General features: G+C 57.7%; 19 protein-coding genes. 15 read left to right on the forward strand and 4 right to left on the reverse strand.

What is annotated here, in order from left to right:
• The first annotated feature begins 43 nt into the window (after nucleotides 1-43).
• From ACNY69_RS01155 to ACNY69_RS01195, 9 genes are all read left to right on the forward strand, one after another.
• A complete protein-coding gene (locus tag ACNY69_RS01155) occupies nucleotides 44-1,009 on the forward strand; it encodes a magnesium and cobalt transport protein CorA (RefSeq protein WP_418797359.1) in 966 nt (321 codons plus the stop codon).
• A 382-nt stretch (nucleotides 1,010-1,391) separates the two neighbouring features.
• Nucleotides 1,392-2,756 (forward strand): cytochrome ubiquinol oxidase subunit I, encoded by a 1,365-nt coding sequence (locus ACNY69_RS01160; RefSeq protein ID WP_418797167.1) that lies wholly within the window; start codon nucleotides 1,392-1,394, stop codon nucleotides 2,754-2,756.
• A 9-nt stretch (nucleotides 2,757-2,765) separates the two neighbouring features.
• On the forward strand, nucleotides 2,766-3,701 hold the full coding sequence (locus ACNY69_RS01165) for a cytochrome d ubiquinol oxidase subunit II (protein WP_111138998.1): 936 nt from the start codon (nucleotides 2,766-2,768) through the stop codon (nucleotides 3,699-3,701).
• Between the two features lie 47 nt (nucleotides 3,702-3,748).
• Entirely contained in the window at nucleotides 3,749-4,258 is a 510-nt protein-coding gene (locus tag ACNY69_RS01170; protein WP_111138999.1) for a hypothetical protein, read from the forward strand.
• Between the two features lie 12 nt (nucleotides 4,259-4,270).
• The gene (locus ACNY69_RS01175) at nucleotides 4,271-4,720 is read left to right on the forward strand and encodes a DUF421 domain-containing protein (RefSeq protein WP_111139000.1); all 450 of its coding nucleotides are present in this window, start codon (nucleotides 4,271-4,273) and stop codon (nucleotides 4,718-4,720) included.
• 157 nt (nucleotides 4,721-4,877) lie between these two features.
• A complete protein-coding gene (locus tag ACNY69_RS01180) occupies nucleotides 4,878-5,120 on the forward strand; it encodes a hypothetical protein (RefSeq protein ID WP_111139039.1) in 243 nt (80 codons plus the stop codon).
• Nucleotides 5,121-5,458: 338 nt separating this feature from the next.
• Entirely contained in the window at nucleotides 5,459-5,731 is a 273-nt protein-coding gene (locus tag ACNY69_RS01185; RefSeq protein WP_418797168.1) for a cupin domain-containing protein, read from the forward strand.
• A 12-nt stretch (nucleotides 5,732-5,743) separates the two neighbouring features.
• Nucleotides 5,744-6,169, forward strand: coding sequence for a DUF4186 domain-containing protein (locus ACNY69_RS01190; RefSeq protein ID WP_111139002.1), 426 nt, complete (start codon nucleotides 5,744-5,746; stop codon nucleotides 6,167-6,169).
• A 138-nt stretch (nucleotides 6,170-6,307) separates the two neighbouring features.
• On the forward strand, nucleotides 6,308-6,625 hold the full coding sequence (locus ACNY69_RS01195; protein WP_111139003.1) for a hypothetical protein: 318 nt from the start codon (nucleotides 6,308-6,310) through the stop codon (nucleotides 6,623-6,625).
• Nucleotides 6,626-6,688: 63 nt separating this feature from the next.
• Here ACNY69_RS01195 and ACNY69_RS01200 read toward each other — a convergent pair whose 3' ends face one another.
• Nucleotides 6,689-7,927, reverse strand: a complete 1,239-nt coding sequence (locus ACNY69_RS01200; RefSeq protein WP_293773599.1) for an AI-2E family transporter — start codon at nucleotides 7,925-7,927, stop codon at nucleotides 6,689-6,691.
• A gap of 352 nt (nucleotides 7,928-8,279) precedes the next feature.
• Here ACNY69_RS01200 and ACNY69_RS01205 point away from each other — a divergent pair, with 352 nt between their 5' ends.
• Complete coding sequence (locus ACNY69_RS01205; RefSeq protein WP_111139005.1) at nucleotides 8,280-8,606, forward strand: hypothetical protein; 327 nt, start codon at nucleotides 8,280-8,282, stop codon at nucleotides 8,604-8,606.
• A gap of 14 nt (nucleotides 8,607-8,620) precedes the next feature.
• Here ACNY69_RS01205 and ACNY69_RS01210 read toward each other — a convergent pair whose 3' ends face one another.
• On the reverse strand, nucleotides 8,621-12,382 hold the full coding sequence (locus ACNY69_RS01210) for an NAD(P)-binding protein (RefSeq protein WP_418797169.1): 3,762 nt from the start codon (nucleotides 12,380-12,382) through the stop codon (nucleotides 8,621-8,623).
• Nucleotides 12,383-12,452: 70 nt separating this feature from the next.
• Here ACNY69_RS01210 and ACNY69_RS01215 point away from each other — a divergent pair, with 70 nt between their 5' ends.
• From ACNY69_RS01215 to ACNY69_RS01225, 3 genes are all read left to right on the forward strand, one after another.
• Nucleotides 12,453-12,743, forward strand: a complete 291-nt coding sequence (locus tag ACNY69_RS01215; RefSeq protein ID WP_418797170.1) for a hypothetical protein — start codon at nucleotides 12,453-12,455, stop codon at nucleotides 12,741-12,743.
• Nucleotides 12,744-12,948: 205 nt separating this feature from the next.
• The gene (locus ACNY69_RS01220) at nucleotides 12,949-13,641 is read left to right on the forward strand and encodes a DUF421 domain-containing protein (RefSeq protein ID WP_111139007.1); all 693 of its coding nucleotides are present in this window, start codon (nucleotides 12,949-12,951) and stop codon (nucleotides 13,639-13,641) included.
• Nucleotides 13,642-13,779: 138 nt separating this feature from the next.
• Nucleotides 13,780-13,986 carry a hypothetical protein gene (locus ACNY69_RS01225; RefSeq protein WP_111139008.1) on the forward strand — a complete coding sequence of 69 codons (207 nt, stop codon included), beginning with the start codon at nucleotides 13,780-13,782 and terminating at the stop codon, nucleotides 13,984-13,986.
• 69 nt (nucleotides 13,987-14,055) lie between these two features.
• Here ACNY69_RS01225 and ACNY69_RS01230 read toward each other — a convergent pair whose 3' ends face one another.
• Nucleotides 14,056-15,249 (reverse strand): zinc-dependent alcohol dehydrogenase, encoded by a 1,194-nt coding sequence (locus ACNY69_RS01230; protein ID WP_111139009.1) that lies wholly within the window; start codon nucleotides 15,247-15,249, stop codon nucleotides 14,056-14,058.
• Between the two features lie 150 nt (nucleotides 15,250-15,399).
• Nucleotides 15,400-15,990 carry a hypothetical protein gene (locus ACNY69_RS01235; RefSeq protein WP_418797172.1) on the reverse strand — a complete coding sequence of 197 codons (591 nt, stop codon included), beginning with the start codon at nucleotides 15,988-15,990 and terminating at the stop codon, nucleotides 15,400-15,402.
• A 361-nt stretch (nucleotides 15,991-16,351) separates the two neighbouring features.
• On the opposite strand from ACNY69_RS01235, the gene ACNY69_RS01240 reads away from it, so the two are divergent.
• Both ACNY69_RS01240 and ACNY69_RS01245 read left to right on the forward strand, forming a co-directional pair.
• On the forward strand, nucleotides 16,352-17,638 hold the full coding sequence (locus ACNY69_RS01240) for an HAAAP family serine/threonine permease (protein ID WP_111139011.1): 1,287 nt from the start codon (nucleotides 16,352-16,354) through the stop codon (nucleotides 17,636-17,638).
• A 205-nt stretch (nucleotides 17,639-17,843) separates the two neighbouring features.
• Nucleotides 17,844-18,941 (forward strand): ABC transporter substrate-binding protein, encoded by a 1,098-nt coding sequence (locus ACNY69_RS01245; RefSeq protein ID WP_367396155.1) that lies wholly within the window; start codon nucleotides 17,844-17,846, stop codon nucleotides 18,939-18,941.
• Nucleotide 18,942: the final 1 nt, after the last annotated feature.

Genomic DNA, 18,942 nt, shown 5'->3' on the forward strand with positions numbered 1-18,942 from the left:
TATTGGCTAAGCTCCATGTAGTCATAAAACGGGAATGCAGATGATGATCGTAAGCAGCAGGGTGTACCGTCCGGGATGCGCGGGCGAAGAGGTCGGGGTTGACGATATCAGCGAAGTGATTAAAGAGCCGGAGGCGTTCATCTGGCTTGGACTATGGCAGCCCGACGCGGAGTTTATGGCGAAGATTAAAGAGGAGTTCGGCCTGCACGAACTGGCGGTTGAAGACGCGCTGAATGCCCATCAGCGACCGAAAATCGAACATTATGGCGAGTCGCTGTTTATCGTGGTCAAGACCGTATGTGTTAAGGATAACAACTGTGAAATGGGCGAAACCCATTTCTTTGTCGGCAAAAACTTTCTGATCAGCATCCGTCACGGCGCCTCTGAAAGCTATACGCCGGTGCGAAAGCAGGCATCTGAAAATCCGTCGCTGCTGAAATATGGCCCCGCCTGGCCGCTCTACTGTCTGCTCGATTTTATTGTCGATCGTTATGCCGAGCTGTCCACCTCGCTGAATGAGCGGGTCGGACAGATGGAGAACGAACTCTTCACCAGCGAATTTGATCGCCAGTCGGTGCAGCAGGTCTACACCATGCGGCGCCATCTGCTGACGCTGCGCAATGCCGCGCTGCCGCTGGAGGAGATCTGTAATCAGCTGATCCACCTGCATGAAGATCTGATCCCGCGTCCGCTGCGCGCCTATATCCGCGACGTGCAGGATCACGCCCGGCATGTGGTCACGGATGCCGAGGATATGCGCGAAATGCTGACCAGCGCCATGCAGGTCAATCTGGCGCTGGTGACGGTGCAGCAGAATGAGGTGGTGAAAAAGCTGGCGGGCTGGGGCGCTATCCTGGTGATCCCGACGGTGGTCTTCAGCATGTACGGCATGAACTTCGAGCATATGCCGGAGCTGAAGTCCCTGTATGGCTATCCGCTGGCGGTGGGACTGACGCTGGTGGCCTGTGGCGGACTCTGGGCCAGGCTGCGTCGCGCCGGCTGGCTGTAAGCGAACCCGTATATTTTCAATGCGAGGAGGAAATTAATTTCGCGCCTCGCTTAATTTTATTTATCCTTATTTAAGCGCAGCGGATAAAGCTGGCGTTAATCATTCTTCCTCCCTCACTTTCCTTTTTTTGATTAACTGCATTTCCGGCTGCGGCCTTATTATTCTTTTCGGATTGCTGGCTGACTGATTATTCTTTCACTACGATAATCCTATTACCTTGTTGAAAGGCTATTGCCTGACGAAATAATCGGAATGCTGAAAAAAGACCTGACTCTCCGGCATAGCCTCTCTTTAACCGGCGATCTCCAGATGGCTGAGGGTTGCGTAGCGGTTCAGGGCAGGCATGGCCCCGGTCCACGCTGTGTTGCCAGGAAAATTACCTATGAATGACAGTGACTGGGTTTTAATGCTCGCCCGTGCCCAGTTTGCCGTGACTATGGGTATGCATATTACGCTGGCGGCGCTGACGCTGGGACTGGCACCGTTTCTGGTCTGGTTTGAAGCGCGCTGGCTATGGGGAAAGCAGCAGGCTGCACGCGATGCCCTTCACTTCTGGCTGATACTTTTTTCTCTGACCGTGGCGATTGGTGCAGCCTCGGGTGTGGTGATGGAGTTTCAGTTTGGCACGCACTGGGCTCCCTTTTCACATCAGGTTGGCGGGGTGATTGGCCCTTTGATGTTTTATGAAGTGCTGATCGCCTTCTTTCTTGAGTCGGCCCTGACAGGGGTGATGCTGTTTGGCTTTAATAAGATCCGGCCCGGCGTCCATTTTGCGGTGACCTGTCTGGTCGCGATCGGTGCGTTATTCAGCGCGTTCTGGATACTGGCTGCCAATTCATGGATGCAGACGCCGGTGGGTTTCAGTCGCAATCCGCAGGGGGTTTTCCTGGCCGAAAGCTGGCGATCGATTCTTCTGGCACCCTCTTTTCCCTGGCGCTTTAGCCACATGGTTGTGGGGTCGCTGATTGCGGTAGCGGTGCTGATCATGGGCGTAGCCGCCTGGCGACTCCGCCGTTTCAGCGGAGAGCCCGCTTCGCGGTTGATGCTTAACAGCGCACTGACCTTTCTGCTGGTTGCCATGCCACTGCAGATCGTACTTGGCGATCTGCAGGGTGAAAATACCCGCGATTATCAGCCCGCTAAGCTGGCTGCGATGGAAGGGAGCTGGCATCGACCAGCGCAGGGCGAGGGGGAACCGCTTCGCCTGTTTGCCATACCGGATCAGCAGGCGCAGCGTAACCATCTGGAGCTTAGCCTGCCCGATCTGGGCTCGCTCTATCTGCGGCACAATCTCTCCGGGCATATCAACAGTCTCAGCGACTTTCCGGCAGATGCCATCCCTCCGGTGCTACCGGTCTTTTTCGCTTTTCGGCTGATGGTGGGGCTGGGAGTACTCATATTACTCACCACGATTGCCGCGAATGTTCAGCGCTGGCGTGGGCGACTGATGAGGTCAGGACGCTTACTGAACGGGCTGGTCTGGCTATCCCCTGCGGGCTTTATCGCGCTCCTGTCCGGCTGGGTCGTTACTGAAGTCGGACGACAACCCTGGACGGTCTATGGTCTGCTTCGCACCGCACAGAGCGTCTCTCCGCTGTCGCTCGGGGCTACGCTGAGTCTCTTTGTGGCGGTGCTGCTGATCTATGTGCTGGTTTTTGGTCTCGGCTTACGCTATCTGCTGCGCCGGGTTAAGGGCGCACTGCCATCGGGAGAACCGGTGGTGATAGTGCTCAAAACCCCGAATTAGGAGCCTGCAATGACCGATCTCTCTGCATTCGTTATCTGTCTCTCTCTGCTGCTCTATCTGCTTCTGGATGGCACGGATCTGGGGGTGGGGATGCTGTTCTGCTGGTTTCACGATGATGAACAGCGTGAGTTGATGACGCACAGCATCCTGCCGGTCTGGGATGCGAATGAGACCTGGCTGGTCCTGATGGCCGGCGGATTACTGGCGCTGTTTCCCCCGGTCTATGCACTTCTGCTGAGCGAGCTGAGTGTGCCGCTGTTCGTTATGCTGCTGGCGCTGCTGATGCGGGCGATGGCACTGGAATATCGCGCCCAGAGCTCCACGCGACTGCGTCCCTGGCTGGATCGCGTCATGGCTGGCTGTTCGGCAATGGCGACCTTTATACAGGGCTGGTGCGCCGGGATGGTAATCGGCGCACAGCCGCATACGGGTCTGCCGGATGGGCTGAGCCTGATACCGCTGATCAGCGGTATGGGCCTGATGGTGATCAATTCACTGCTGGCCTGTTGCTGGATCGGCTGGCGCATCGGTGACAGGGTACAGCCGCTGGCGGCGGCTCAGAGCGGGCTATGGTGGCTGCTGGCGCTGACAATTTTTCTTGCTGAGTGTTATTTCAACGCAGATATCTGGCGGCAAAGCTGGCTGCGGCCCCTGGGTAAGGTCGCAATCGGGGCAATTCTGCTGCTCTGGATTGCCCTGCCACTGGCTTTATGGCGGGCCCGGCCGTTGTGCCAGCTTATCCTGACTTTACTGCTGATCGGCGCAGTATTTACCGGATTGCTCTGTGGTCTTTATCCCTGGCTTGTGCCCTATCAGTTCACGCTCAGTAACAGCGCCTCATCACCCGTGACGCAGGGCTTTGTCCTGACGGGAGCCGTGATTGCCATGCCGCTGACGTTGCTCTACCACAGCTGGTCATTCTGGGTTGAGCGCCGGGCAAAATAATCCACCAGCTTGTCGCGTCAGGCGACCCGATCAGAGATCATCAATACATGAAAAAAGATCGCACAGAGAATCGGGATTACCCGGTAAAAGAGAATATCCTGTGGGTACGTCGCGAATGGCGGATACAGCGTGCCGGAGAGTACCTGTTAATTGTGCTGGTGCTGCTGGGGGCGTGCGGACTCTTCTCCAAAGGTTGGCTGAGTGACAGCCGGGTCCGCTCACCGGATGGCAACCTTGAGGTGGCGTATGAGCGGTTTGGCCGGATCGAAAGCAATATGGCTATGCGGATAGGCTATCGTGCTCCTGCAGGCGATCGTTTTACTCTCACTATCGGCAGCGGGGCACTGGATAGTCTGGAGATCCAGACGCTGCAGCCTCAGCCACGCGAGGCGGAGGCAATCGGTAGCGATCTGCGGCTGACCTTTGCTGTTGCGGATACCGGACCCGATCATGCGGTCTGGATCGGATTGCAGCCACGCCGTGCGGGCCGCATTCACGTTGCAATCTACGGCGATGATGCATCGCCGGTTCGTTTTACACAATGGATCTATCCCTGACAGAGGCGCGTTATGGAAACGGTATTACGGGCTGCGGCCATCTATCTGGTGCTGATGGTTGTGTTCAAAATTGCTGGCAGACGCACACTGCTGCAGATGACATCATTTGATCTGATTCTGCTGCTCATTATCAGCGAAGCGACCCAGCAGGCACTGCTGGGGGATGATTTTTCAGTAACCGGCGCAGCACTGACCATCATAACGCTGGTAACCATCGATATCGTGCTGGGTAAAGTGAAAAACCGTTTTCCGGTGGTAGAGCAGATTATTGATGGCGGCCCGGTGATTCTGGTGGATCATGGCAATCTGCTGACCGATCGCATGAAGATGAGCGGCATCAGTCCTGACGATGTACTGGAAGCGGCGCGCTCCGGTCCGGGACTGGAGCGGTTCGACCAGATTAAATATGCCGTGCTGGAGGTCAACGGTCATATCTCGATTATTCCCCGCACGGAAGCGTAGTCACGTTCCGGATGGCTCTCTGCGGCCATCACCTCGCGGCTGTCATCCTGTTCCTTGTAATTCTGCAGAATTGCGCCATGCTTAACACTTCACCCACGCATCATTATCTGAGCTGGCCTGACACTCAATCAGCGTTATGCTTCATAGTCAGGTTTATGTGAATGAATTCAACCGTTTTACCTTCTATCCCGTCACCGGCTGGCACATCGGGCCATTAAGCGATCATCAGGCGTTGGTACTGAAGCTCGGCTATGTCGATCCGGATGCACCGGATGACCAGGCGATGCAGGAAACGCGCTTTTTTGGCCTGACGATCGAAATGGCCAAATCGCTGGTCAGCCATCTCTCTGAACAGATCGCCAGTGCGGAAAAGGCAGCCAGTAACGTCACGAAGCAGTGACGGTGTGGCGAGGCGTCCGTTATCTGATCGGCGTGTGATCGTCTGTCCTGCATCTCTTCCGATGCGGCAGCGTTAAGCGTGCCGTTGTGACCGATCCTGATCATGGCACGCTTGACCCTACCAGGTTGCCGCAGGCGGGGTGCCGGGTAAAGCCTGCCGATCCAGAGCCACATCCTTCCGGGCCGGTAAAGCAAATTTTTGCGCCATCATGATGTCAAAATCGGTTAACAGAGGGCAGGGAGCAGTGATGCAGGCGGTCAGCCCTCCTGTTGTCTTCCCCGAATAGCTAACCCGATCGTCTACACTGCTAAAAGAGCGATCCATGTTAAGGAGAAGCGATGACAGAACACGACTTCAGAAAATGGTTAGCTGAACAGGGTTTTGACCAGCCACTGCTGGTGGAGCGCGCAGCCGCAACCGAGCTGGACAATCACGTTCACCCCTTTGAGGCGCTGGCACTGATTCTGGATGGCGATATCACCATCAGCACTGAACAGGGCGAAACCACCTATCACGCAGGCGACACCTTTCACCTGCAGCCGAACGAGCTGCATCGTGAGGTGTTCGGCCCCCAGGGGGTTCGCTATCTGGCAGGGCGCAAATATGAGTAACTGGCTTTCAGCATGACAGAGTATGACGACCTTTTTACCCGGCTGGCGCGCTCGCCGTTTCGCCAGCGTTTTCGTCTGGGACGCGCCGAATATGAGTATGCGTCCGGCAGAGGCGAGTCGGTTTTACGCCAGCACGCCAGCGAATTTGTGGCACAGCGCCTGGCTCCCGCCGAGCCGGAAAAGGATGGCAGGCAGACGCCGATGCGTGGCCATCCGGTGTTTATTGCGCAGCACGCCACGGCGACCTGCTGTCGCGGCTGTCTGAGCAAATGGCACCATATCGATCAGCATCAGCCGCTCAGCGCGGAGCAGCAGGCCTATGTGGTCGCGGTGTTGCTGCAGTGGATCCATCAGCAGATGCAGCTACCGGCACCCCCCGCTCGCGTCAGCCGCAGGAAACCGAAACCGGACGACGATCCGCAGCTCGCCCTGTGGTAATCGACAAAAACGCTACGGCCAGCGGCTTTTTCTGGTGAAAACTGGCCCTTTTTCATTCCTGGTTTATTCTTAAATCTTTCCTGGAAATGCTATGCCAGGATTAAAACCTACACGGCAACGATGAATACAGAGGGAATTATGAAGAAATCAATTATTGCACTGTCTGCTATTTTACTGGCTTCGCCAGTTTTTGCTGCTACCACCACAGACAACACCGTTGCGGAAGCGCACAAAGGCGCCGATACCGCAAAAGAAAAACTGCACAAGGCGCAGCATGAAGGCGAAGAGATGAAGCTGAAATCTGAGCACGCTGCCGAAGGCAAAAGCCACACCACCGGAAGCAAGATCACCGAAGGTGCGCAGAAAGGCTGGAACAAAACCAAAGAAGGCACCGAGAAAGGCTGGGATAAAACCAAGCAGGGTGCAGAAGATCTGAAAAACAAAGCGACCAACTGATTCGCGATTGTTTTCAGGAGAAAAAACCCACCCTACGGTGGGTTTTTTTATGGCTGAAGCGGATCAGGCTTTGTTTTCCGCTGCCTTTCTTTCTGTGGCTTCTCTTTCTGCCGCCGCGAGCGCGGAGACTTTGATTTCTGCTTCAGCAGCGGCTTCTGCCGCAGCGGAAGCCGCTTCAGCCGCCGCTTCCGCTGCGGTTTCAGACTGCTTCTTGCCCTCTTCGATCACTTCTTCGTCGATGACTTCGATATTTTCGCGGTTATCGCGGCCGGAGAGCAGATTCCAGCAGGCGATAAACAGCGCCGCTATGACCGGACCAATCACAAAGCCGTTGATGCCGTAGATCTCCATGCCGCCCAGCGTGGCGATCAGGATCATATAGTCAGGCATCTTGGTGTCTTTGCCCACCAGCAGCGGACGCAGAATGTTATCTACCAGCCCCACAATCACCACGAAGAAACCGACCAGGAAGAGCCCTTTCCAGAGTGCGCCGGTGGCGAAGAAGAAGATCGCCGCCGGCACCCAGATGATGGCAGAGCCGACCGCCGGAATCAGTGAGAGGAACGCCATCAGGGCTCCCCACAGCAGGCTGCCATCAATGCCGGTGAACCAGAAGGCCAGCCCGCCGAGAATACCCTGAACGATACCGACCACCACCGTACCTTTCACCGTTGCCCGCGCTACAGCCGCAAACTTCACCAGCAGATGATGCTTCACGTAGGTCGAAAGCGGCAGGGCTTCCAGGATCAGATGCACCAGATAGGAGCCATCTTTCAGCAGGAAAAACAGCAGATAGAGCATCACACCAAAGCCGATGGTGAAGCTGAAGGTCCCTTTACCGATGACAAAGGCGCTGCCCGCCACATACTGACCGCCCTTCAGCGCAAACGAGGAGAGCTTCTGCTGAATCTCTGCGGCGCTATCCAGATTGTTATCGGCCAGATAATGTTTCGCCCAGCGCGGCAGATGCTGCAACAGTTCGGCGAAGACCGCCGGGAACTGCGCCGAGTTGGTCTGCAACTTGTGATAGACCGCATTGGTTTCGACGACCAGTGATGAGGCGATAATCGCCAGCGGCGTGAACACAATCAGGCAGATACAGAGCAGGGTGAGCAGCGCGGCCAGGCCATTGCGGTCGCCCATGCGGTTCCGCAGGTACGTTTTCAGCGGGTGGAAAATGACCGCCAGAATCGCCGCCCACAGGATCGGCGAGAAATAGGGCGAAAGCACATCAAAAAAAGCGATGGTGGCGATCGCCAGAATCAAAAGGAAAAACCCGATGTTCAATCCTTTAAAACGCATTGAAAAACCTCATCTGTAACATGCTCTGATAAACCTGACGCGCGAATGATCGATGTCTGAGCGGGCTTACGCCGCTGCCATCTTATTGCTTATCGCTCAGGCTTAGCGCTAAAAACGCTGCCGGTTGCAGCGTCGTGCTGACTAACAGGTTGAAAGTTCAGGCAGAAAGCGTGAACGGGGCGTGCGCGTTCGCTGCGTGACTTTTGGCTGATAACAGGCTGCGGCAGGCTGCCGAGCGCAGAATCCTACATTAGCGTAGCGGTTTCGACCATTATTGGTAGTTCAGCGCCTCATGATCTCTGCAGGTGCTGCCGATAACCCGGTTAATCGGACAAAAAACAGGCAACAAAAAATGAACACACCACGGATCATCCTGCTGCTGGCGCTGGTCGTCACCGGCTGCGCCACCAAGCACTATCCGCAGGCGGCGGCGGTCACGCCGGAAGAGTCAGCGATGCTGAATTGCAGCGCACTGGATCAGGAGCTGGCTAAAGCGCACAGCGTGCAGAGTGATATTGAGCAGACCGGCCAGTTTGATGCGCTGACCGTGCTCGGTTTTGTCGGTGATTTCGGGCTGGGCAATGGTATCGCGAAATACAGTGCCAGCCAGAAGGCGGAGCGGCGGCTGAACCAGCTGCAGTCGCTGAAAGCCGCGAAATGCAGCCAGCGGCTTTCATAGCAGACTGCATCAGATCAGCCAGGCATCTGTTCGCTGAGATGCTGCTGCCGGACGCTCTCCGCCGCGCGTTTGCCGGCCAGGAAGGCGTGATCTGAATTGTAGTACTCCCACTCACTGTAGCGGCCCGACAGATGAATATCCTGCGTCAGGAGCCACTGACGTATCAGTGCGACGTTATCGCTGCGCGCATGGTCGTAGACCACGTATGCGTAAGGCATATCGACCTCTGAGGCGCAGAGCAGGGGATCCTCTGCGGTAATCATGCCGACGCGGATGCAATCCTGGCGGCAGCGCTCGATCAGGGCATCGCCTGTCAGCGGCAGCGGATGGGCAGCGTTATAGGTGATTTCGCAGGTTAAGCCAAAACCGCCCGGCGGATTGCAGTGCGGGCTGGCGTTGCCCTGCACAAAAATGCGATGAAACAGCGTATCGCCGGGATAGTAGATCCAGTGCTTTTCCGTCAGGTCAGCACGACCAATCCCCAGATTCACGCAGCGCACGGAGACAAACTGAAGCTGTTTTGCCGCCCGTTGCACACTCTCCGGCACCTCGTCGCCCATCAGTTTAATCAGCTCCGGCAGCGGCATGGTGCTGATCAACTGCTCATAGCGGTAGTGGCGGCCATCCGCCAGCAGCGCGACGTGCGCCTGGGGATAGAGGCGGGTCAGGGTGGTGTCTGTTTCCAGAGTACATTTCAGATGGGGTAAAAAGCCGGACATCAGCGCCTGGAAGCCACCGCGAAGCGGATAGCCAAAACGCGCGTTCGGACCCACAGGTTTCGCCAGCGGTTGCAGCGCCCCATCAATGATCTGTGCCAGGTCAGGCAGGGGAACCCGTCCACCCAGCCATGAGGTTTCCATGTCGGTCAGCGGCACTTTCCACAGTTTCTGGTTGTAGGGCAGGGCAAAATGACGCGCGATGCCTTTACCCCAGGTCCGCATAATGAAGTGCTGGAAATCCTCATCGCCAGCCACGTCACCCATGCTGCTGCCCTCATCGGGAATCGCACCATCCGCACAGCAGTCCCGCCGCGTCCGCGCCCGATCCAGCGGTGTGGCGACAGGGGTGGTTTCGCCGTAACGCGCCTCAATCGCCCCCAGCACACACTCTTTAACTATTCCGACCGGCAAGCCATGCAGCGCGGACTGGAAAGGATAGCGGGTATAGACGCCGTTGCTGTAGACCCAGGCTTCACGGGCCTGCCAGTGCAGATTGTCGCCCAGCAGCATCTCATAAAGCGCCAGGACATACGGGTCCTGCGAGAACATGATGTGCCCGGCATAATCGAAGGTAAAACCCCGATCGTCGATGGAGCGGCACCAGCCGCCGGGTGTGCTATTTTTCTCCAGCACCACTGCACCTTCGCCATAGTGATAACCGGCACTCAGCCCGGTCGGGCCTGCGCCGATGATCAGACAGGGCACCGCTTCACTTTCCAGCATCGCGGGCGTTAAGGGCATGACGTTCGCCTGAGCACTGACCCGATCTGCCGGCTCTGCTGCGGGCTGACGCTGCGTCAGCGCCTGCTGGATTAGCGTATGTATCTGCTCCGCCGTGCGATCCCATGAGGTGGCATCCACTTTATCCTGCATCCGTCCCGTCAGGGCCAGCCGGTCTGCGGCACTCATCGTCATTGCCTGTTCACAGGCGGTGATAAAGTCAGCGTGGTTCTCCGCTACCGCCACCTCCTCTGCGTAGTGGCGTGCCACATCGACAATGGCGGTACTCACAATCGGCAGTTGCGCCGCCATATACTCCAGCACCTTGGTGGGTGAGATGTAGCGGGTTGAGGCATTAATCGCAAACGGCATCAGGCAGACATCCCAGCCCGCCAGAAACTGTGGCAGCGCCTGATAGGGCTGCTGACCCATCCAGTGGATATTGGCACGCTGTGGCAGGCTGGCGGGATCGATTTTTACGACCGGCCCGACCATCACAATCTGCCAGTCAGGATGAGTGTCCGCCAGCGCCGCAATCAGGGGCAGGTCGATGCGCTCATCCAGCACGCCGTAATAGCCCAGGCGCCGCGGCGGGATCGCATCCTGCAGCGGATGACGATTGCTGCGATCGCGCGCCTGCTCAAAATGGACCGCATCGACGCTGCTGGGGAAGCAGCAGACATGCGGATGTTTGTCGCGTCTGGCTTCATAGAGGCTGGTGCCGCCGGTGAAGACCAGATCGGCGCGGGTCATCAGTGCCGATTCACGCTGCTGGAGCTGGCGCGGCGCATTCCGGAAGGCGGAAAGCTCATCCATGCAATCATATATCACCAGCGCCGGATCAAACGGCGTCAGCAGCGGCAGCGCCATCGGCGTGTAGAACCAGATCAGCGGCTGCTCATCCTCTTCCAGCAGCGGGGTCAGCAACGGCAGCAGCGGGGCGATCTGGCTGTCGTGAAAACCGGGTGCGTCGCTGTCCGTATGCGGCTGGATCACCGTGATATTGGCGGCAGGCGAACTCTGGTGCAGGCCCGGCGGTCCCGCCTGCCAGACCGGCTCTTCGACAAACACCACGCGATAGTGCTGCGCCAGACGTGTCAGTAGCTGCTGCGGACGCTGGAAAACAAATCCCCAGCGCAGATGGCTGAATACAAGCAGAACAGGTGGCTTCATGGTGTGCTCCTGGCGTTGATATTGTTGGGCGTGAAGGTGCTGCAAAAAGTGCTGTGACTGGCGGAGTGCCTGGGCATAGGGCTGCTGCAACTGGCGGGCGTAAGGATCGGGCCCCAGCCGATCGAGATCCCATAATCCGCTGCGGGTCCAGAAGGTGGTCTCCTCCCATAAGGGGCGATCAAGGATCGGATAGAGGCAGATGCCGAGTAGCTCAACGCCTGCCAGCTGGGCCTGCGCAACCTGCGCGGTGATCTCCTGGATCCAGGCCCCGCGTCCGCTGCCGACGTGGCTGGTTTCTGCCAGCAGCAGCGGGCGCTGGTAACGCTGCCAGACCTGCTGCAGCATCCGATGCAGCGGCTGGCGGCGACGGTCGCCCAGATGCCAGTGGAGTCGCTGGCCTGAGCCCTGCTCCCACTGGTTGTCGTGGTAATAGTTGACGCCCACCAGATCGAGATAGCGCGGGGCACCGCCCAGTTCCGGATTGCGTCGGCCGCTCAGCATATCCCACGCCTGAAACTGGGTGTCGCACATCGCGCGTGCCACGTCTGAGCCCGCAGGATCGGCGGGATCGGCCACGATGTGGATCAGGGGATCGCAGTGCAGCAGACGCGCGCGCGGATCGGCCTGCCAGATCGCTTCGCAGGCGGCCAGGGTCGCGCGTACCAGCTGCTGTTTGGCCGCATCCGCCGGATCCGGGCCCGGCCTGGCGTCACAGGCGAACAGCCCGACCGAGATCCCCCAGCTGACAAACGAGATCTCATTCATCGGTGAATAGACCGGAGGCTGCTGATATAAGGGAGCCAGAAAGCGGGCCAGTGCACCGCAGAACGTGGCGAAACGACTGACAAAATCGTGATCAAACAGCGTGACGCCCGCGGGCCAGCCATAGTGACAGATCGTCCAGCTCAGCTGGATGCCCTGTTGTTCGGCTGCCTGCATCCGGGCGGCGACGGAGGAGAAATCGTAGTGGCCGTCGCGCTCACACAACCGCCAGCCCACGCTTTCGCGCACGGTGCGAAAAGAGAAGGGGGCCAGGGCGGCATAATCCTCTGCTGCACGCGCCTGGTGCTGGTTCAGATCGTTCATCGACAGCGCAACGCCTGACGGATTGATATGATCGGCACCTTCGTAACCGGCCTGCCAGAAACTGGAAAAGGGCGTCATGACATCTCCCGAAAAAAGCCAACACGATCCCCGCTGACGAGCCGTTGCTGAACGGGTCAGGGAGTTGAGTATGCAAAGCAGAGCAGCCGCTCTGAACGGACGGGCGATCCTTGCCATAAGCCACAGTCTGTTCTGTGGAAAATGCATGAGTGAGATAGCAGGTGTTAACGGGTCGCGCTATCGGCAGGAAAAAGCGGATTTCCGGGCTGTTAACCGGTTTTCTGGAACGCTTACCGGAAAGTATAGGTTGGCAGGAATATATGGCAAGGTGTTGAAGAGAAAAGAAAAAAAGCGAAGCGGCAAAAGCATTCCAGCAGGATGCAGTTATATCCAGCTTCTTTTTTCCCAAAAAGCGAAATAAACGCAGCGTGAACCGGCCGGCGGCTATTTTCAGCTTTGTTAACCTTTTCCTCTACATGCGGTCAGGTCAGACTTACCGGCTTTCGCTCTGCTGCTTCGCTTGCCTTTTGCACGGCTGACGCCAGAATTGATTTATTACTGGCCTGAATCGCCGGATTATCAGCAAGCCTGTGAAGAGGCGCTTACTACAGGATGTTTAGCAGACTATGTTCTCATTCGACTGGCACCGATTTTTACTGAATGATCAACCGGCCACCTTTTTATTTGAGGTGATGGCACGGGTCCTGATCGCTTATCTGGTCGTTTTTACCTTTCTGAAAGTGTCAGGCCGTCGCGGTGTGCGTCAGCTGTCGCTGTTTGAACTGGTCGTGATTCTGACGCTGGGTTCGGCATCCGGTGACGTGACGTTTTACGACGATGTGCCGGTGTTGCCGGTCATCATGGTGTTTGTGGTGCTGCTGGCGCTCTATCGGCTGACTACCTGGCTGACGGCACACAGCCCGCGCTTTTCCCGGCTTATTCAGGGCGACGTCATCACTCTGATTCAGGAAGGGGTCTATGTGCTGGAGAGTCTGGATCGGCTCAATATTTCTGAAGATGAGTTTTATATGGAATTGCGTCAGAGCGGCGTTGAGCATCTGGGTCAGATCCGGCTGGCGCTGGTGGAGGTCGATGGTCAGCTCAGCCTCTATTTCTATGACGACGATGAGATGCGCGCCGGGTTAAGTGTGCTGCCTCCTGCGCACCGGCAGGATTACAGCCGCGTGCCAGTCAGTGCGCTCTACGCCTGCACCCATTGCGGTCAGACCCGGATGATTGAGGCGCAGCAGCAGGCCGTCTGTCCACGCTGTCAGCGGCAGCGCTGGTCTGCGGCACTCACCGTGCGCCGTCTGCATTAAGGACCCGTCACTGACCGGTTCATCGCCGCTAAACCGGTCGCAGTCTGTTGCTGCTCCCCACATAACTTTGCCTGTTACTGACAGAAAACGAAAACCTTTCGGGCAGCATAACCGCACCGTTTCTGCTGAGGTGTGCTTATGAAAGCCAGGCTGGCCAGTGCATTACTGTTTTTATTTCTCTCCTGTGGCGCGTTTGCACAACAGGTGATTGGTGAAAGTCATCCGCACTCGCGCAGCGCGCGATGGCTGGAGCAGGGGAGTCAGGTGGATACGGCGGATTCGCCGGATGAACATCTGCTGGAAAGGCGGGAGTGGCGGAGCAGCCTGCAACGCAGGCCGTCCTGACCCCGGTTCCCGGCAGAGAGCTCTGCCGGGAACGCAGGGGCGGCGTTAATCCCTCCGGGCCGGTGACATTTATATCGTCGCCTGCGTGGCTGTCATGCCGGGAACCAGAATGATCTTACGGCACTCCTCTTCGCGTCTGGCGAAGATGTCATAGCCGCGTGCGGCATCTTCCAGCGGCAGATGGTGGGTGACAATCTCTTCCGGCGTCAGATGCCCCTCTTCGATCAGCTTCAGCAGATCAGGCAGATAGGCGTGAACATGCGTCTGTCCCATTTTAAAGGTCAGCCCTTTGTCGAAGGCATCACCAAACAGGAAGCCGTGAATAAATCCGGCGTAGACGCCCGGCACGCTGACGATACCGCCACGACGGACCGCGGCAATACACTGACGCAACGCTTTACCGCTGCTGCCCTCCAGTTTGAGATTGGTGAGCACCGTCTCCGTCATGCTGCCTTTCGCCTCGAAGCCGACGGCGTCGATCACCGCATCCACACCCCGGTTGCCGGTGCTGTGTTCGATAATCCAGCCAGCCGGATCGTCGATATCGTCGAAGTTAATCGGGATGACGCCGTAGCGTTCGCGGGCAAAGTTCAGACGATAGTTATTGTGGTCAATCATGAAGATCTGCTCGGCGCCCTGCTGACGGGCGCAAGCGGCACTCAGCAGCCCCACCGGCCCGGCCCCGAAAATCGCCAGGCTGGAGCCCGGTTTTACTTCGGCATTCTTCACAGCCTGCCAGGCCGTGGGCAGAATGTCGGACAGGAACAGTACCTTCTCATCTGACAGCACCGAGGGCACCTTAAACGGGCCGGTGTTGGCCTTCGGCACCCGCACATACTCCGCCTGGCCGCCGGGCACGCCGCCATAAAGCTTACTGAAGCCAAACAGCGCCGCAGGGGGCGTGATGTTTTTACGGTTCAGGATAGCGCCCCGGCCGCTGTTGGTATTTTCGCAGGCAGCGTACTGGCTCAGCAGACAGAAAAAGCAGTCGCCACAGGCGATAACGAACGGGATCACCACCCGATCGCCTTTGGCGACGGCGGTCACGGCGCTGCCGGTCTCGACCACTTCCCCCATAAACTCATGACCAAAGATATCGCCATGCCCGGTTCCGGGGATCTTGCCACGGTAGAGGTGCAGATCGGAGCCGCAAATCGCGGTGGCCGTCACACGCAGAATGATGTCATCTGCGGCTTCCAGCCCCGGGTCCGGCACGTTGTCCACGCTGACTTTATGCGGACCGTGATAGGTTAATGCTTTCATCTGTTCATCTCCTGCTGATAGGGGAATGGCGGCCAGACCGGAGAGGCTGACAACCGGCGGGGAAGACTCAGGGAACCTGAAATCGAAACCTGCCTGAAGTGTAGTAACCCTTTGAGGAGTAAGCAGAGCGGCAGAGCAGACCGGGCGGTTTCAGCCGGGCTGGCAGGGCGGATGCAGCCGGGTGGAGGTCGCCGTCACGGCAGGGGGGGCGGGCTGCCAGCGCGTCAGGTCGGCCAGCGCCCGGCGGTAGTCCGTGTCGATCTGAGCCGGAACCTGTTCGATATAGTGATACGCGTGCGCCCGTGTCTCTCCCGTGAGCTGCTGCAGATAGCGGCGGGCCTCCTCCAGCGACGGGATCTGGCCTTCCACGCTACCCACACGGGCGGGCAGGCCGGTCCAGATCAGACCTTCAATGCCCTTTGCCTGAGCCCACACCGCCAGCGGCCCAGCGTCGCTATCGGTCACGGTCATCATGCCAATGCCGTCGACGCGGCGGTCCGGAATCGCCTCGCGAATGCGCAGGGCGCGGCAGGCGCTCTCCAGCGAGGCGGTATTCAGCCACGCCCAGAGCACCGGCACCGGACGGGCATTGAGGCAGATGGCTGTTGAGAGTTCGCCGCCGTCTGCGATGCGCACAAATTCAATCGGTACAGCAGGACCATCATGGTGCCACTGGCTGGCTACCGGCAGTGCGCCAGCTTTCCAGATTAGCGATCCCCATCCAAGGCAGGCAATTTTCATTCTCTTCTCCTGAGTACCGGTAAGCGTTATCGCGATACCGCCACTTAAAGCGTAGACCGTTGCGCTAATCCGTTACAGGGATCACCTTTCAGGGCGGTAATTCGTCAGCAAAGATGGCATGATCGCCGCGCAATGGCGTTGCACAACCTGACGGTTTTTTCAGCAATCCATGCGTGTTTGTCGGCATGGCTTGAACTTTTATCGTCAGGTAGTGTAAAAAGTGGCGCACGCAAACGATTACCTGTCCACGGGGCGGGTCAGCAGAATCGCTGATCCCTCCTGCGGCAGCTGAGGCGCAGGGCGGGGAAGATGACCTGCCTGGCGGCTCAGAATACTGGCGGCTTTTAACACGGAATATCTGATGAAAACCACGCAAACTGGCACGCTTGGCGCGCTTGAGAGGGACGTCGATACAGGATGGCGTAAAACCGACACCATGTGGATGCTGGGCCTCTATGGCACCGCGATAGGCGCGGGTGTGCTGTTCCTGCCCATCAATGCTGGCGTCGGCGGGCTGATCCCGTTGATTATCATGGCGATACTGGCCTTTCCGCTGACCTTTTACGCGCATCGCGCCCTGACACGGTTTGTGCTCTCCGGTAAAAACCCCGCTGGCGATATCACGGAGGTGGTCGAGGAGCATTTTGGCGTCGGCGCGGGCAAAGTCATTACGCTGCTCTACTTCTTTGCTATCTATCCGATCCTGCTGATGTACAGCGTGGCGATTACCAACACGGTGGAGAGCCTGATGGTCAATCAGCTCGGCCTGGTGCCACCGCCCCGCGCGCTGCTGTCGCTGCTGCTGATTGTCGGACTGATGACCATTGTGCGCTTCGGCGAAAAGATGATCGTCAAAGCGATGAGCGTGCTGGTTTATCCCTTCGTGGCGGTGCTGATGCTGATGGCCTGCTATCTGATCCCGCACTGGCACGGCGCTGCGTTTTCCACGCTGAGCGTTCAGCCTGCTGGCAGCAGCCTGTGGATGACGCTGTGGCTGGCGATCCCGGTGATGGTCTTTTCATTCAACCATTCGCCAATCATCTCCTCTTTTGCGCTGGCAAAGCGCGAAGAGTATGGCGACGCCGCTGAGAAAAAATGTTCGCGCATCCTGGCCTGCTCACACCTGATGATGGTGGTTACGGTGATGTTCTTTGTCTTCAGCTGCGTGCTGAGCCTGTCGCCGGAAGATCTGCATGCCGCCAAGGCGCAGAACATCACCATCCTCTCCTATCTGGCTAACCATTTTCAGGTGCCGATGATCGCCTGGCTTGGGCCGCTGATTGCTATCGTGGCGATCACCAAATCGTTCCTGGGTCACTATCTGGGCGCGCGCGAAGGGTTTAACGGCATAGTAAGTAAGGCGCTGCGCAGCCGGGGCAAAAGCCTTGCGCCCGCCCGGCTGAATCGCCTGACCTCTCTGTTTATGCTGCTGAGCACCTGGCTGGTGGCGACGCTGGACCCGAATATTCTCGGCATGATTGAGACGCTTGGCGGCCCGGTTATCGCCATGATCCTGTTCCTGATGCCGATGTACGCCATCCAGAAAGTCCCGGCGATGCGGCAGTACAGCGGCAGAATCAGCAACCTGTTTGTCGTGCTGGTTGGGCTGATAGCCATCTCCGCCATCTTCTATTCACTGGTGAAGTAACCCGAAAACAGGCACATCCCACCGCGCGAAGGTGTGCCTGCTGCCTTTCTCCCTTTTCCTGCCTGCAATCTGTCCCTTCACGACCATTATCACTGGCCGTGCACGCCTTTCAGACGCATCTGGTTAGCAATAGTTACATCTGTTACCGGTTCACATGGTAGAGTAAACGCGAATAGTTATTATTTCTTTAAAGGACAGGAGAAACATGAAACTCAGGATTGTTGCTGCCACCACACTTTTACTCTCTGCCGCCTGTGCCGCGACCACCTATCCGGTCACGGTGACCGACATGGATGGTCAGAAAATTACGCTGCAGAAAGAGCCGCAGCATGTGATTTTGCAGGATGGCCGCGACGTAATGGCGCTGGCGTTGCTGGATCGGCAGAACCCGTTTCAGCGGGTCGTGGCCTGGAACAACCTGCCGAAAAAGCAGGACACCCAGACCTGGGATCTGCTGAAGCAGCGCTGGCCACAGGCGACGTCGATTGTGGATATGGGCTTTAACGATCAGGGGCAGGTTAACCTGGAGAGCGTGCTGGCGAAGCAGCCCGATCTGATGATTGCCCAGCTGCGTGCAAAACCGGCGCTGGCCCAGTCGGGCGTCCTTGCCACCCTGAAAAATCTGCACATCCCGGTGCTGTTCCTGGATGATGAGCTGCACCCGAAAGAGAACACGCTGAAAAGTGTGAAAGTGCTGGGCACCGTGCTGAACCGCGAAACGGAGGCGAAAGAGTACGCCGATTTCTATCAGCAGCGCTGGGAGATGCTTCAGCGGAAGATTGCTCAGGTGCCGGAGAAGCCGACGGTCTTTATCGAACCGATCGCCGGTAACAGCGATAACTGCTGCTTTACCCACGGTCACAACGGCTGGGGTGCGCTGGTGGAAGCGGTTGGCGGAAAAAATATCGGCTCTTCGCTGCTGCCCGGCAGCTCAGGCTTTGTGTCGCTGGAGAAGATTATCGCCATGAAGCCGGATGTCTACATCATGACCGGATCGAAGCGCCCGAACAGCAACGTGCTGCCGTTTGGCTATGGCGCGAGTCAGACCGATGTGACCGCTACCTTCAACCGTCTGCAGAGCCGTACGGGTCTGGCGCAGATCGAACCGGTGAAACAGAAACGGGTTTATGGCGTTTACCACCATTTCTATAATCACCCTTACAACATCATCGGCATGGAGATCCTGGCAAAAGATCTCTATCCCGGGAGTTTCCGCGATCTCGATCCTGCAGCCGATTACCATCACATTGTGACGCGCTTTACCGGATTACCGGATGCCCCGGTGATCCTCAGCACGCCCTGAA

This window comes from Pantoea graminicola, from assembly GCF_048452665.1.
Classification (GTDB): domain Bacteria; phylum Pseudomonadota; class Gammaproteobacteria; order Enterobacterales; family Enterobacteriaceae; genus Pantoea.